The organism is Blastococcus sp. SYSU DS0533, assembly GCF_054050775.1.
Genome location: NZ_JBJGZZ010000011.1, coordinates 129486 through 144551, shown reverse-complemented (window position 1 = coordinate 144551; position 15066 = coordinate 129486). Strand labels below are relative to the sequence as shown.

The window sequence follows — 15066 nt, the reverse complement described above, 5'->3', positions numbered from 1 at the left end:
GGGCCTCGGCCGCCACGATCTGCCGCAGCAGATCCGCCGCCTCGCCCGCCGACCGGCGGGCCGGCAACCATGCCGACAGCGGCTCGTCCCACCGCCGCGGATCAGGATCGGCCAGCTCCCACTCCGAAGGCAAGGGATCCACCAGGGACACCCCTACCCCCACCTGGAAGCCCGCCGACACCGACATACCCGCAGGCTAGGCCGGAGGTACGACACTTCCCGGCCCTACCCGGGCGGGCGCGGGCACGGGCAGGCGCCGCCAGAGGTGAGACCGCCGGCGAGGGCGGGTGCCGCGATGCCTGGGCGCCGAGCAGCGAAAAGGGCTCGGGCAGACAGCCGGGGGTTGCCCACCCGGGCGACCGACCCCGTCACCGGGACCCGACCAGGCGACAACCCGGCTCGGGGAGGCCGGTCCGGTGGGCCGAGCGGGACCGATCAGCGGGTGGTGCGTGGGGTGGCGGGGTGGCTGCCCGCCGTCACCAGGTCGGCGACTGCCTGGCGGGCGTCGCCGGCCGTGACCAGGCCCTCGCCCACGAGGACGGCGTCGGCCCCGGCCGCGGCGTAGCTGATCAGGTCGTGCGGGCCGCGGACGCCGGACTCGGCGACCTTCACGACCTCCGACGGCAGCCCGGGGGCGATCCGCTCGAAGGTGGAGCGGTCGACCTGCAGGGTGGTCAGGTCGCGGGCGTTGACGCCGATCACCGAGGCCCCCGCCGCCATCGCGCGGTCGGCCTCGGCCTCGGTGTGCACCTCCACGAGCGCCGTCATGCCCAGGGACTCGACCCGCTCGAGGAGGCCGACGAGGACGTTCTGCTCCAGGGCGGCGACGATCAGCAGGACGACGTCGGCGCCGTGGGCCCGCGCCTCGTGCACCTGGTAGCTGCTGACGATGAAGTCCTTGCACAGCACCGGGACGTCGACGACGGCCCGGACGGCCGCGAGGTCGGCGTGCGACCCGCCGAACCGGCGCCCCTCGGTGAGCACCGAGATGACACGGGCGCCACCGGCGGCGTACTGCTGCGCCAGCTGGGCGGGGTCGGCGATGTCGGCCAGGTCGCCCTTGGAGGGGCTGCGCCGCTTGACCTCGGCGATCACGCCGACACCCGGGGCGCGCAGCGCCGCCAGCGCATCGCGCGCGGGCCGGGCCGCCTGCGCGGCCGCCTTGACCTCGTCCAGCGGCACCGCGGCCTCGCGGACCGCGAGGTCCGCGCGGACGCCCTCGATGATCTCGTCGAGCACGTTCACGGCGTGGCCGCAGCCTCGGCCGAGGTCCGGTGGTCGTTCATCGTCGCCACTGCTCCTCGTACGTCGATCCCGGGCGGATGGGTCGACCCACTCTAGAGGCGGGCCCGGCGTCTCCCGGCCCGGGGGCGGGTCCGGCGGCCCTGCCCCGTTCCGCTATGCGGAGCCTCCGGAGCGCGGAGCCGGCGGGAGATCGGTCGGGTCCTCCCCGCGGTCCAGCGCCTTCCACGCGTCGTCCGCGCGGTCCTCGGCCGACCGAGGCGGCGCCGCCCCCGCCGCGCGCTCGTAGCGGCGCCCCATGGCCGGCCAGGCGGCGCCACGGACGACGACGAGCAGACCGGCGAGGACCGCCAGCACCCCGGCGGCGACGGTCAGGCCCGGCCAGACCGCCGCCACCTCCACCGTCGTCGCGGTGACGCTGGTGCCGCTGACGCCGGGCAGGTCGGCTGCGGCGTCGGCCACTCCCCCGGCGAGCACCCGCGCCCCCGACCAGACCAGCGCGCCACCGCAGGCCGCCACCAGCAGCCCCACGGCACGGCGCCCCGCGCCCCGCACGGCCAGGAGCGCGACGGCGGCCGCCAGCAGCACCAGCCCGGCGGCGGTCACCAGCGGCGCCGCCGCTCCGCCGGTGAGGGCGCCCGACACGGGGGGCAGCGGCGGTCGCCTCTCGGCGGTCACCTCCGCCCAGCCCTGGCTCGCGGCCGACAGCGCCAGCGCCCCGGCCAGCGCGGCACCGGCCAGGGCGGTCGTCAGCTCGCGCCGCGCTGCGCCGGACCGGCCCTCGCCCGGGGACCCGCTCACGTGAGCTCCCGCAGCCTCTCGGCCGTCGCGATCGCCGAGAGGACCGCGCGCGCCTTGTGCCGGGTCTCGGCCTCCTCGGCCGCGGCGTCGCTGTCGGCCACGATGCCGGCGCCGGCCTGCACGTAGGCGCGCCCCTGGTGCAGGACGGCGGTGCGGATGGCGATGGCCATGTCCATGTCGCCGCTGGCGTCGACGTAGCCGACCGTGCCCGCGTACAGCGCACGCCGGGTCGGCTCGAGCGTCTCGATGATCGTCATGGCGCTGGGCTTGGGCGCGCCCGAGACGGTGCCGGCGGGGAACGTCGCGTCGAAGACGTCCAGGGCGTCGCAGCCGGGCCGCACCTCCCCGGCGACGGTCGACACCAGGTGCATGACGTGGCTGTAGTGCTCGACCCGCATGAAGTCGGGCACCTCGACGCTGCCCGGCACGCAGACCCGCCCCAGGTCGTTGCGTGCCAGGTCGACCAGCATGACGTGCTCGGCCCGCTCCTTCGGGTCGGCCAGCAGCCCTTCGGCGAGGCGGACGTCCTCCTCGGGCGTTGCCCCGCGCGGGCGCGTGCCGGCCGGCGGGTGCACGACGGCGGAGGTGCCGGCCACCGTCACGAGCGCCTCCGGGGACGAGCCCACGATGTCGAAGGGGCTCTCCCGGCCGGCGAACCGCAGCAGGTACATGTACGGCGACGGGTTGGTCGCCCGCAGCACGCGGTAGACGTCGAGCGCCCCGACGTCGGTCACGAGCTCGAAGCGCTGGGACAGCACCACCTGGAACGCGTCACCGGCCCGGATGTGCTCGCGCACCTCCTCGACGCCGTCCTGGAACACGCCCGGCGCCAGGTTGCTGCGCACCGACGCCGGCACGTCCGCGGGCTGGAGCACGGCGACGGACGGCGGCGCCGGCTGGACCAGCGCGGCCGTCATGGCATCGAGCCGGGCGACCGCGTCGTCGTAGGCCTCGCGCCCGGCCCCGCCCCCGCGCAGCGCGTTCGCGATCAGCAGCACCGACCCGTCGCTGTGGTCGAGCACGGCCAGGTCGGTGACCAGCATCATCGCCAGCTCGGGCATGCCGAGGTCGTCGGTGCTGGTGCTCGGCAGCCGCTCCAGCCGGCGGACGACGTCGTACCCGAGGTAGCCCACGAGGCCACCGCTGAGCGGGGGCAGACCCGGCGTGCGGGGTGAGCGCAGCCGCCGCGCCACCACCCGCACCGCCTCCAGGGGGTCCTCGGGCAGGTCGTCGGTGACCCCGGGGAGGTCGTCCCCGAGCCACAGCGTGCGGCCGTCGCGCTCGGTGAGGACGCCGGCGCTGCGGACCCCGACGAAGCTGTAGCGGGCCCACCGCTTGCCCTGCTCCGCCGACTCCAGCAGCACCGTGCCCGGGCGGTTGCCGGCCAGCTTGCGGTAGAGGCCGACGGCGGTCTCGCCGTCGGCCAGCAGGCGACGGGTGACCGGCACGACCGCCGCCCCCGACGCCGCGAACTCCTCGCGCGAGGGCGCGGTCACCCCGAACCTCACGGCGCGACCCCCTGCACGGCGGGGAGCACGCGGTGGAAGCAGCTGCGCTCGCCGGTGTGGCAGGCGGGGCCCTCCTGGTCGACGAGCAGCAGCAGCGCGTCGCCGTCGCAGTCGAGCCGCACCTCGCGGACCCACTGCCGGTGCCCGGAGGTCTCCCCCTTGACCCAGTACTCCTGCCGGCTGCGCGACCAGTAGGTGGCCCGGCCGGTGGTCAGGGTGCGGCGCACCGCCTCGTCGTCCATCCAGGCCACCATGAGCACCTCGCGGGTGTCGTGCTGCTGGACGACGGCGGCGACCAGGCCGGCCGGGTCGCGGCGCAGCAGAGCAGCCACCTCGGGGGCCGGCGCGGGTGCGGAGGGGTCGGTCGCGGGCATGCCGCCAGTGTGCCGTGCGCCCCGGTCAGCCCTGCGGGGCGGTGAACCAGCCGCGGCCGCCACCGAAGAGCACGAGCCCCAGCGACACCAGCGGGGCGGCGGCGAAGAACAGGCTGAAGACCGCGATCACGCCGCCGACGTCCTCGGTGGCCGCGGCCGGGCCGAGCAGGTCGGTCAGCTGAGCCCACCAGTAGGCGGTGAGCAGCAGCTGGACCCCGTGCGCGGCCAGCAGCGCCAGCCACGCCGCACGGGTGCGCCGGGTGAGGGCCAGGATGCCGGCGGCCACCAGCAGCACGACGGAGACCACCTGGACGATCGACAGCACACCGCCCTCGCGGGCGAACTCGTAGGCCTGGGTGGGCGCGGCGGTGGGGCTCTGCTCGATCGCCATCTGCGCCAGCGAGGCGAAGAACCACACGTACAGCGAGGCGGTCAGCACGAGGACCGCCTGGACGAAGCTGAGCACCGCGGCGCCGATGACCTGCCCCGGCCGGCGCCCCGCCCGGGGCGGGACCGGGCCGCCGGGGAACGGCGCCGTCCCCCAGGGGCCGGACCAGCCGTACGCGCCGGGTGGGCCGTACGGCGGGGGCCCGTACCCGAACGGGGGCGCGCCGTAGGGCGGGACGGGCGGCAGCGTGGGCGGCGGGCCGGTGTAGGCCGGCCCCGGCTCGGTCGGCGCCGCCGGGTCCGACCAGGGGTCGCGGGGTCCGCTCACCGCTCCGCCGTCACAGGGCGGCCGTGAGCGCGCGGCCCGCGACCCGGCCGGAGAACAGGCAGCCGCCGAGGAAGGTGCCCTCGAGCGACCGGTAGCCGTGGACGCCCCCTCCGCCGAACCCGGCCACCTCACCGGCGGCGTACAGCCCGGGGAACACGTCGCCGCCGGGGCGCAGCACGCGGCCGGAGAGGTCGGTCTCCAGACCGCCGAGGCTCTTGCGGGTGAGGATGTTCAGCCGGACGGCGACCAGCGGCCCGGCCTCCGGGTCGAGGATGCGGTGCGGCGGCGCGACCCGGATGAGCTTGTCGCCGAGGTAGTTGCGGGCGCCGCGGATCGCGGTGACCTGCAGGTCCTTCGTGAACGCGTTGCCGACCTCCCGGTCGCGCGCCACGACCTCCCGCTCGACCTGCACGAGGTCGAGCTCGGGGGCACCGCCGGTGACCCGGTTCATGCCGGCGACCAGCTCGGGCAGGGTGCGGGCGACGACGAAGTCCTCCCCCTCGTCCAGGAAGGCCTGGACCGGTCCGGAGACGCCGGCCTTCACCCGGGTCATGAGGAGCCGGAGGTCCTTGCCGGTGAGGTCGGGGTTCTGCTCGGAGCCCGACAGCGCGAACTCCTTCTCCACGATCTTGTGCGTGGCGACGAACCAGGTGTGCTCGTGACCGGTCTGCCCGATGTGCGCCAGCGTGCCGAGGGTGTCGAAGCCGGGGAACAGCGGGACCGGGAGGCGCCGGCCGGTGGCGTCGAGCCACAGCGACGACGGCCCGGGCAGGATGCGGATGCCGTGCTGCTCCCAGACCGGCGAGTGGTTGGCGACCCCCTCGGTGTAGTGCCACATGCGGTCGCCGTTGACCAGGCTGGCCCCGGCCGCGACGGCGGCCTCCTGCATCCGCCCGTCCACGTGGGCGGGCACGCCGGAGAGGAGCCGCTGCGGGGCAGGGCCCAGCCGCGCCGGCCAGTACCGGCGGACCAGCTCGTGGTTGCCGCCGATGCCGCCGGAGGTGACGACGACGGCCTGGGCGGTGAGCTCGAACTCGCCGACCTCGGTGCGCGAGCTGGCCTCACCGCGCGCGACCGGGCTCGGTTCCAGCACGGCGCCGCGCACGCCGGTCACGGCGCCGTCGCGGACGACGAGCTCGGAGACCCGGTGCCGGAACCGCAGCTCGACCCGGCCCTCGGCGACCGCCGCGCGCACCCGGCGCTCGAAGGGGGCCACCACGCCCGGCCCGGTGCCCCAGACGATGTGGAAGCGCGGCACCGAGTTGCCGTGCCCGGTGGCCGTGTAGCCGCCGCGCTCGGCCCAGCCGACGACCGGGAAGAAGCCGATTCCCTGCTCCTTGAGCCAGGCGCGCTTCTCCCCCGCGGCGAACTGCAGGTAGGCCTCGGCCCACTGGCGCGGCCAGTGGTCGCTGTCGCGGTCGAACCCGGCCGTGCCGAACCAGTCCTGGCGGGCGAGCTCCAGCGAGTCGCGCACCCGCAGGCGGCGCTGCTCCGGGGAGTCGACGAGGAAGAGCCCGCCGAAGGACCACCACGCCTGCCCGCCCAGCGACGCCTCGGGCTCCTGGTCGACCAGGACCACCGGCTTGCCGGCGTCGGCGAGTTCGGCGGTGGCGACCAGGCCGGCCAGCCCCGCGCCCACGACGACGACGTCCGCCTCGGTGCTGTGCGTGTCGGTGCTCACGCCGCGACGCTAGCGGGCAGCACTCTCCCCGCGCGTCCCCCGGTGTGGGCGAGTTGCCGCGCCGCGGGCCCGGCGGCACGCGCCGCCTGCGGTCAGGCGACCGGCTCGGGCTCGCCGGCCGAGGACCGCCGCCACGAGGCGTGCAGCCGCGCGTAGGGCCCCTCGGCGTCGACCAGCTCGGCGTGCGTGCCGCGCTGGACCACGAGCCCGGCGTCGACGACGAGCACCTCGTCGGCGCGTTCGGCGGTCGAGAGCCGGTGCGCGATGGTGAGCGTCGTCCGGGCCTCGGTGAGCGTGTCCAGCGCCCGGGTGAGCCGCTGCTCGGTGGCCGGGTCGACCGCGCTGGTCGCCTCGTCGAGCACCAGCAGGTCGGGGTCGGCAACGTAGGCGCGGGCGACGGCGACGAGCTGCCGCTCCCCCGCCGACAGCGACTCCCCGCGCTGCCCCACCGCCGTCCCGACCCCCGCGCGGAGGCCGGCGACCCACGGGCCGAGCCCGAGGTCGTCGAAGGCGGCGACGACCTCGTCGTCGGTCATGCCGGGCCGGCCGTAGCGGACGTTGTCGGCGACGGTGGCGTCGAACAGGAACCCGTCCTGCGGCACCATCACCACCCGGGCGCGCAGCGAGGAGAAGGCGACGTCGGCCAACGGCACCCACCCGGCCTCGGCCGAGCCGAGGAGCACCCGCCCCTCGACGGGGTCCATCAGCCGGGTGACGAGCTTGGCGAAGGTGGTCTTGCCCGAACCGGTCTCGCCCACGATCGCCACGCGGGTGCGCGGGGCGACGGACAGGTCGACGTCGTCGAGCGCCGCCCGGGCGCCCGGCGCGTACCGGAAGGTGACGTGCTCGAAGCGCACGCCCAGCGGCCCGGCGGGCAGCTCGCGCACCCGGTCGGGCGCGGCCACGGCCGGGTCGCGGACGTCGGGCTCGGTGTCGAGCACGTCGAGCACCCGCCGGAAACCGGCGACGGCGTTCTGCGCCTCGTTGAGCACCTCGCTGGCGGTCTGCACCGGCGCGACGAACAGGGTGACCAGGAAGAGGAAGGCCACCAGCGTGCCGGGGGTGATGTCACCGGCCAGACCGAGGAGCACGCCGACGACGACGACCGCGGCGTTGGCGACCGCGGCGACGAACTCACCGCTGACGAAGACCGCGGCGGTCACCTTCTGGGCATCGACCTGGGCGCGGTAGTGCCGGTCGATCGCGGCGTCGAGCCGTTCGGCGGTGCGGGCGCGGACGCCGTAGGCGCGCACCGTCGAGGCGCCCACGACCGACTCGGAGACCGCGGCCAGCACGTCGCCGACCCGCTCGCGGACCACGCCGTAGACCTGCACCAGCCGGCGGGCGAACCAGCGGACCGCGAACACCAGGGGCACGAAGCAGGCGAGCACCAGCAGCGTGAGCTGCCAGGAGTAGACGGCCATGACGACGGTGGCGACGACGAGCTGGCCGATGCTGACCAGCCCCAGCACCCCGCCCCACTGCATGAACACCGACAGCTGGTCGACGTCGCTGGTGACCCGGGAGACCAGGGAGCCGCGCCGCTGCCCCTGCTGGTGCAGCACCGAGAGGTCGTGCACGTGGCGGAACGCCCGCTCCCGCAGGCCGGCCAGTGCCGTCTCGGTGGTGCGGAACAGCCGCACGTTCATGCGGTAGACCGCGACGGCGGTGAGCACCACCACCACGGCGCAGGCGGCGACCAGCCAGGAGACCAGGCCGAGGTCGGGCCTGGCGGGTGCACCCAGACCCCGGTCGATGACCTGCTGCACGGCGATGGGGACGACCACCCGGCCGGCCGTGGCGACCAGCGCCAGCGCGAACGTGGCAGGCAGGCCGCGCCGGAACTCCGGCATCATGCGCAGCCCGCGCCGCAGGGTGGCGAGGGCGCCCTCGTGCTCGCGGTCCTCGAGCTGCGTCGCGGCGGTCACGCCGGCACCTCCACCTGCGCGTAGGCCCGCACCAGGGCCGCGTAGCCCGGGACGGCGGCCAGCAGCTCCTCGTGGGTGCCGCGGGCGACGGCGCGGCCGTCCTCCAGCCACACCACCTCGTCGGCCAGCGCGATCGTCGCCTGGCGGTAGGCGACGACGACCACGGTCGTCGGCGTCCCACTGGTGCGCAGCGCGTCCAGGATGCGCGCCTCCACGGCCGGGTCGACGGCGCTGGTGGCGTCGTCGAGGACCAGCAGCCGGGGGTGGCGCACGACGGCGCGGGCCAGCGCGAGGCGCTGCCGCTGGCCGCCGGACAGGGAGGCGCCGCGCTCGCCCACGCGGGTGTCCAGCCCCTGGGGCAGCGCGGCGACGAACTCCTCGGCGGCCGCGACCCGCAGCGCCGCCCACACCTCGTCGTCGTCCACCGGGGCGCCGAGGGCGACGTTGCCGCGGACGGTGTCGTCGAAGAGGAAGGCGCTCTGCGCGACGAACGCCGCCTGGGTGCTCACCTCGCCCTCCCGCAGCCGGCGCAGGTCGACCCCGTCGAGGAGCACGCTGCCGTCGGCCGGGTCGACCAGGCGCACCAGCAGGCCGGCGAGCGTGGACTTGCCCGACCCGGTGGGCCCGACCACCGCCACCGTGCGCCCGGCGGGCACGTCGAAGGTCACGCCGTCGAGCGTGGGGCGGCTGCCGCCGTCGAAGCGGAAGCCGACGTCGCGCAGGGCGACCCCGGCCCCCCCGGCGACCGGCACCGCGGCGTCCGGCCCGTACGGGGTCTCCCCCTCCGCCTCGAGGACGGGGGTGACCCGGTCGAAGCCGGCCAGAGCCCGGGGCAGGTCGGCCAGCACCCAGCCGATGGCGCGGATGGGCAGCGCCAGCAGCGTGAACAGGTAGGCGATCGACACGAGCTCACCGGCGTCGGTGGCGCCGTCGGCCACCCGGCCGGCCCCGATGAGGAGGACGGCGAGGGTGCCCAGGTTCGGCAGCGCCTCCATCAGCGGGTCGAAGAGCCCGCGCACCCGGCCGACGGCGATCAGCCCGTCGCGGAGCTGCTCGGCCCGCTCGGCGAAGCGCCCGGTCTCGGTCGCCTCGCGGCCGAGGGTCTTCACGACCAGCGCGGCGTCGAAGCTCTCGTGCGCGATCTCGCTGACCTCCGCACGCAGCTGCTGGGCCCGCTGCATCCGGGGGCTCATCACCTGCGAGTAGACGACGTTGGCGACGAACACCAGCGGGAAGACGACCAGGCCGACCAGCGCGAGCAGCGGGTCGGTGAGCACCAGCGCCACGCTGGTGATCGCGATCATCACCAGGGCGCCGCAGGCGAACGGCAGCGGCGCGACGAAGAACCAGGCCGACTCGACGTCGGAGTTGGCGTTGGACAGCAGCTGACCGGTGGGGTGGCGCTGGTGCCAGGACAGCGGCAACCGGAGGTACTGACCGGTGACGCGGCGGCGGTACTCCGCCTGCAGCCGGTAGCTCATGATCCCGGCGAACAGCCGGCGGCCCAGGATGCCCAGGATCTTCAGCAGCGCGACGCCGAGGATGGCGACGGAGGCGAGCGCGAGCGCCGTGCCGGTGGTGACCCCCTCGGCGAAGGAGGGCAGCAGCACCCGGTCGGTGACCTCCCCGATGACGTACGCGCTGGCGACCGTCATGCCGCCGTAGAGGCTGCTGGCCAGCAGCGCCAGCGTGAACATCCGCGGCTGCTCGGCGACGGCCCGGCGGATGTGGCGGAGGCCGCGTCGCACGACGGCGTCTCTGCGGCGGGACACGTGGCTCCTCGGGATCGGGCGACCGGTCCAGGATGCCGGACGGTCGTTAGGGACGCTAAGCGGCTCCAACCCGGCGCGCACCCGACTTCTTCCCGCCCCGGGTGTCGCCCGGCGCGGCCGGCCGGTATGCAGGAGCGGTGAGCGCCGTTCCCCCCTCCCTGCCGGACCGTGAGCGCGCCGCGCTGGCCGACCTCCTCGACGAGCTGGGGCCGGAGGCGCCGACGTGCTGCGAGGGGTGGACCACGGCCCACCTGGCCGCCCACCTCGCCGTCCGGGACCGGCGGCCCGACGCCCTGCCGGGGTACGGGCTGGAGCTGCTGCCCGGGGGCCGGCGGCTGGCCTGGTGGTCGCACCGGCTGGAGGACCGCCTCCGCACGTCCACCCCCTACGCGGAGGTGGTCGCGCAGGTGCGCACCGGGCCGCCCCCGTGGTCGCCGATGGCCCTGCCGGCCGCGGCCGCGGCGTTCGATCTCGCCGAGTTCGCCATCCACCACGAGGACGCCCGCCGCGCCCAGCGGGGGTGGGAGCCGCGCGCGCTGCCCCGGGAGGAGCAGGACCAGCTGTGGGGCGGGCTGGCCCTGCACGCCCGGCGCGCCGCCGGCCGCCGCGGCCTCGTGCTCCGCCGCAGCGACGTGCCGGGCGCCGAGAAGCGGTTCGGCAACGGCGGGCGCACCGTCACCGGTGAGCCGCTGGAGCTGATGCTGTGGGTCTCCGGCCGGCGCGCGGTCGCCCGCGTCGAGGGTGGCTGACCACCGGGCGCACCGTCAGGGGACGAGGCGGACGGCGCCCCTGTCCGCGGACTGGGCGAACGCGGCGTAGGCACGCAGGGCCGTGGACACCGGCCGCTGCCGGTTCCTGGGCCGGTAGCCCGGCCCGGCCTCGAGCGCCGCCCGGCGGGCGGCCAGCTCCGCCTCCGGCACCCGCAGCGTGATGCTGCGTCCCGGGATGTCGATCGCCACGGGATCGCCGTCCTCGACCAGGGCGATGACCCCGCCGGCGGCGGCCTCCGGGGACACGTGCCCGATGGAGAGACCCGAGGTGCCCCCGGAGAAGCGCCCGTCGGTCACGAGCGCGCAGGCCGCGCCCAGACCCCGGCCCTTGAGGAACGAGGTCGGGTAGAGCATCTCCTGCATGCCGGGTCCCCCTCTCGGGCCCTCGTAGCGGACGACCACGACGTCACCGGCGCGCACCCGCCCGCTGAGGATGGCGTCCACCGCCTCCTCCTGCGACTCGACGACCACCGCGGGGCCGATGAACCGCAGGATCGACTCGTCCACCCCGGCGGTCTTCACCACGCACCCGTCGGTCGACAGGTTCCCGCGCAGGACCGCCAGGCCACCGTCGGCACTGTAGGCCGCGGCGGCCGAGCGGATGCAGCCCCGCCCCGCGTCGAGGTCGAGGCTCGCCCAGCGCTCCGACTGGGAGAAGGCCGTGGCCGAGCGCCGGCAGCCGGGCGCCGCGTGGAACAGCTCGACGGCCTGACGGGTCGCCCGACCACCGCGGACGTCCCAGTCGTCGAGCCAGCTGCGCAGGTCCGGGGAGTGCACGGTGCGGACGTCGCCGCGCAGCAGCCCCGCCCGGTCGAGCTCGCCGAGGATGGCCGGGATGCCGCCGGCGCGGTGCACGTCCTCGACCAGGTAGGACCCGTTGGGCGCGATCTTGGCCAGGCAGGGGGTGCTGCGGGAGATCCGGTCGACGTCGTCGAGGGTGAAGTCCAGGCCGGCCTCGGCTGCTGCGGCGAGCAGGTGCAGGACCGTGTTCGACGAGCCGCCCATGGCGATGTCCACGGCCATGGCGTTCTCGAAGGCTGCGGTGCCGGCGATCGCGCGCGGCAGCACCGAGGCGTCGTCCCGCTCGTAGTGGGCGCGGACCAGGTCCATGACGGTGCGGCCGGCGGCCTCGTACAGCTCCCGGCGGGCGGTGTGCGTGGCCAGGGTCGTGCCGTTGCCGGGGAGGGAGAGTCCCAGCGCCTCGGTGAGGCAGTTCATCGAGTTGGCGGTGAACATGCCGGAGCAGGAGCCGCAGGTGGGGCAGGCGGCCTCCTCGATGCGGCCGAGGTCCTCGTCGGAGACCGCCGGGCTGGCCGAGTCGGCGATGGCCGACACCAGGTTCAGGCCGGTGCGCACCGTGCCGTCGACCAGCGTGGCCCTCCCGCCCTCCATCGGGCCGCCGGACACGAAGACGGTCGGGATGTCCAGCCGGAGCGCAGCCATGAGCATGCCCGGGGTGATCTTGTCGCAGTTGGAGATGCAGACCAGCGCGTCCGCGCAGTGCGCCTGGACCATGTACTCGACCGAGTCGGCGATCAGGTCGCGGGAGGGCAGTGAGTAGAGCATCCCGCCGTGGCCCATCGCGATGCCGTCGTCGACCGCGATCGTGTTGAACTCCCGTGGCACGCCCCCGGCCGACGCGACGGCATCGGAGACGATGCGGCCGACCGGCTGCAGGTGCGTGTGACCGGGGACGAATTCCGTGAAGCTGTTGGCGACGGCGACGATCGGCTTGCCGATGTCGTCGCCGTCGACACCGGCCGCGCGCAGCAGCGCCCGCGCCCCAGCCATGTTCCTGCCGTGGGTGACCGTCCTGGAGCGCAGCGAGGGCATGCCGACCAGTCAGCCATCCGCGTGGGACGGCAGGGTAGACGCTGCTGCTACTAGTAGTGGCGGTACTAGGTTCGGGTCATGAGGCAGCAGGCGCGCCGCACCGAGCTGGGCACCTTCCTGCGCAGCCGGCGGCAGGCGCTGTCCCGGCAGGACTTCGGCCTGCCCACCCCGGCGCGCGCCCGGAGCACCGGCCTCCGCCGCGAGGAGGTCTCGGCCTTCGCCGGGGTCAGCGTCACCTGGTACACGTGGCTGGAGCAGGGCCGCGACATCAACCCGTCGCGGCAGGTGCTCGAGGCGCTGGGAAGGGTGCTGCGCCTGACGACGCCGGAGACGGCCTACCTCCTCTCGCTCGGCGGCTATGCCCCGCGGCCCCCGGACGAGGACGTCCGCGTGCAGGACGTCGCCCCGCCGCACACCCAGCGGCTGCTGGACGGCCTGCCGTTCCCCGCCTTCGCGGTGGCCGGGGACTGGACGATCGTCGGCTGGAACGCCCCCTACGCGGCGCTGTACTCGCGGATCACCACCCTGGCCCCGGCCGACCGGAACCTGCTGTGGGTCGTGTTCACCGATCCGCACCTGCGGGACATGCTCCCGGACTGGGCGGAGGACAGCCGGCACTTCGTCGCAGAGTTCCGCGCGGAGTCCGGCGCGCAACTCGGCTCGGCCGCGCACTCGGCGTTGATCGCCCGCCTGGACGAGGCCAGCGCGGAGTTCCGCGACCAGTGGCGGGACCTGACCGTCGAGGGGTTCACCTCCCGCCGTCGCCGGTTCGTGCACCCGACGGCCGGCGTCCTGGACTTCGAGCACCACCGGCTCGTGCCCTCGGACCACCCTGACCTGCACATCGTCGCCTACGTGCCCGAGCCGGGCAGCGACACGGCGGCCTGGGTCGCGGGCCTGGCGCGCTGAGCGAGCGGCGTCATCCGCCAGAACGCGGCCTCGGCTGCCTGCCGGACGGGGCGATGTTCTGGTTGAGGCAGAACAGGTTGTCCGGGTCGTAGCGGTCCTTGAGCGCGACCAGGCGGGCGTACTTGTCCGGGCCGAAGGCGGCACGGACCCGGTCGGCCCCCTCGTCGCCCAGGAAGTTGAGGTAGGCGCCGGCGGCGGCGTACGGCTTCACGGAGGCCGCGAGCTCGCGGGTCCAGGCGATGTTGCGCTCGTCGTCGGCCGGGTCGGGCCACATGCTCAGGAAGTGGATGTTCCAGGGCGCGTCCCGCAGGTCGAACGCCGTCGCCTCGCGCGGGACCCGCGCCAGCGCGCCGCCGCCGGGGGCGAGGATCACCTGGGTCATCGGTGAAGGCACCCGGCCGGTCCGCTCGGCGATCGCCTCGATGCCGTCGTCGGGCAGCTCCCGCAGGAAATCCGCGGTCCACCAGTTGCGCATCCCGCGCGGGCACGCGAGGTCGAGCATCTGCTGGATCGCCGTGTAGGGCATCGGCTGCACCATCGTGACGATCGGGGAGCCGTGGTCGAGCAGCGGCCGCAGGACCTCCTGGCCCTCTGCCACGTCGCCGGCGTACACGACGACCAGCCCCAGCACCGGACGGCCCCGCACGGGCTCCGGCACGAACGGCTCCGGTGGGGCGGAGATGAAGGCGGCCGCGCCGTTCACCTCGTCCGGCGCCTGGGCCATGAAGTCGCGGTAGTGGCGGACCACGTCGACGGCAGCCTCGTGCGGGTGCAGCACCATGCCGCCGAGCAGCAGCGGCCCCATCGGCGAGGCACGGAAGTCGAACCGGGTGACCACGCCGAAGTTGCCCCCACCACCGCGCAGCGCCCAGAACAGGTCGGGCTCCTGCTCGGGGCCGACCTCGAGCACCTGCCCGGCGGCCGTCACCACCTGGGCCCCGATGAGGCTGTCGCAGGTGTAGCCCAGCGTGCGCTCGAGCCAGCCGCTGCCGCTGCCGAGCGCGAGCCCGCCGACGCCCGTCGAGGACACCCGCCCGCCGGTGACCGCCAGCCCGTGCTCCTGGGTGGCGGCGTCGAACTGCCCCCACGTGGCACCCCCTTCGGCACGCACCGAGCGGTCGGACACCTGGACCTGCACCCGGTTCATCGGGCGGAGGTCCAGCATGAGGCCGCCGTCGCAGACCGCGTGCCCCACCACCCCGTGCCCTCCGCCGTGCACCGCGAGCGGGAGACCGGTGTCGCGGGCGTGCCCCACCGCCGCCACGACGTCGTCCGTGCCGGTGCACCGGGCGATCAGCGCCGGCGACCGGTCGACCATGCCGTTGAAGACCCGGCGGGCGTCGTCGTAGCCGGGGTCGCCGGGCCGGAGCACCTCACCGCGGAAACCGCGGATGCCGGATTCCACCGTGGGGGTCGCCATGACTGCCTCCTGGAGCAGAGAGCGACCATGCTGCTCCTGCCCCGGGGCCTCCCGCGACGGACCTTCGTCCCGGATCCGGCGGGCCGGCAGCGCCCGGCGCCGGGCCCGGGGTG

13 protein-coding genes are annotated in these 15066 nt (G+C 75.5%); 2 read left to right on the top strand and 11 right to left on the bottom strand.

What is annotated here, in order from left to right:
• The 9 genes from ACI79W_RS14445 to ACI79W_RS14405 form a co-directional block, all read right to left on the bottom strand.
• Window positions 1-187, bottom strand: a 187-nt coding sequence (locus ACI79W_RS14445) for a hypothetical protein (RefSeq protein WP_456562780.1), incomplete at its 3' end; no start/stop codon positions are given.
• Between the two features lie 248 nt (window positions 188-435).
• Window positions 436-1245, bottom strand: coding sequence for an indole-3-glycerol phosphate synthase TrpC (gene trpC, locus ACI79W_RS14440; protein ID WP_456562779.1), 810 nt, complete (start codon window positions 1243-1245; stop codon window positions 436-438).
• A 153-nt stretch (window positions 1246-1398) separates the two neighbouring features.
• On the bottom strand, window positions 1399-2043 hold the full coding sequence (locus ACI79W_RS14435) for a Trp biosynthesis-associated membrane protein (RefSeq protein ID WP_456562778.1): 645 nt from the start codon (window positions 2041-2043) through the stop codon (window positions 1399-1401).
• Window positions 2040-3539: an anthranilate synthase component I gene (locus ACI79W_RS14430; RefSeq protein ID WP_456562777.1), complete on the bottom strand. Its 1500-nt coding sequence runs from the start codon at window positions 3537-3539 to the stop codon at window positions 2040-2042. Before ACI79W_RS14430 ends, ACI79W_RS14435 begins: the two co-directional genes overlap by 4 nt.
• An 8-nt stretch (window positions 3540-3547) precedes the next feature.
• On the bottom strand, window positions 3548-3925 hold the full coding sequence (gene hisI, locus ACI79W_RS14425; RefSeq protein ID WP_456562776.1) for a phosphoribosyl-AMP cyclohydrolase: 378 nt from the start codon (window positions 3923-3925) through the stop codon (window positions 3548-3550).
• A gap of 25 nt (window positions 3926-3950) precedes the next feature.
• Complete coding sequence (locus tag ACI79W_RS14420) at window positions 3951-4640, bottom strand: hypothetical protein (protein ID WP_456562775.1); 690 nt, start codon at window positions 4638-4640, stop codon at window positions 3951-3953.
• Between the two features lie 10 nt (window positions 4641-4650).
• The gene (locus ACI79W_RS14415; RefSeq protein WP_456562774.1) at window positions 4651-6321 is read right to left on the bottom strand and encodes an FAD-binding dehydrogenase; all 1671 of its coding nucleotides are present in this window, start codon (window positions 6319-6321) and stop codon (window positions 4651-4653) included.
• Between the two features lie 92 nt (window positions 6322-6413).
• Window positions 6414-8249: an ABC transporter ATP-binding protein gene (locus ACI79W_RS14410; RefSeq protein WP_456562773.1), complete on the bottom strand. Its 1836-nt coding sequence runs from the start codon at window positions 8247-8249 to the stop codon at window positions 6414-6416.
• The gene (locus ACI79W_RS14405) at window positions 8246-10021 is read right to left on the bottom strand and encodes an ABC transporter ATP-binding protein (RefSeq protein WP_456562772.1); all 1776 of its coding nucleotides are present in this window, start codon (window positions 10019-10021) and stop codon (window positions 8246-8248) included. The genes ACI79W_RS14410 and ACI79W_RS14405 overlap by 4 nt, the downstream gene beginning before the upstream one ends.
• Window positions 10022-10158: 137 nt before the next feature.
• On the opposite strand from ACI79W_RS14405, the gene ACI79W_RS14400 reads away from it, so the two are divergent.
• Window positions 10159-10770 (top strand): TIGR03085 family metal-binding protein, encoded by a 612-nt coding sequence (locus tag ACI79W_RS14400; RefSeq protein WP_456562771.1) that lies wholly within the window; start codon window positions 10159-10161, stop codon window positions 10768-10770.
• Between the two features lie 15 nt (window positions 10771-10785).
• On the opposite strand, the gene ilvD is transcribed toward ACI79W_RS14400, so the two are convergent.
• A complete protein-coding gene (gene ilvD, locus ACI79W_RS14395; protein WP_456562770.1) occupies window positions 10786-12624 on the bottom strand; it encodes a dihydroxy-acid dehydratase in 1839 nt (612 codons plus the stop codon).
• 78 nt (window positions 12625-12702) lie between these two features.
• Between ilvD and ACI79W_RS14390 the strand changes: the two genes are divergently transcribed.
• Window positions 12703-13533 carry a helix-turn-helix transcriptional regulator gene (locus ACI79W_RS14390; RefSeq protein ID WP_456562769.1) on the top strand — a complete coding sequence of 277 codons (831 nt, stop codon included), beginning with the start codon at window positions 12703-12705 and terminating at the stop codon, window positions 13531-13533.
• Window positions 13534-13543: 10 nt separating this feature from the next.
• Here ACI79W_RS14390 and ACI79W_RS14385 read toward each other — a convergent pair whose 3' ends face one another.
• Window positions 13544-14953 (bottom strand): FAD-binding oxidoreductase, encoded by a 1410-nt coding sequence (locus tag ACI79W_RS14385; protein WP_456562768.1) that lies wholly within the window; start codon window positions 14951-14953, stop codon window positions 13544-13546.
• Window positions 14954-15066 lie beyond the last annotated feature (113 nt).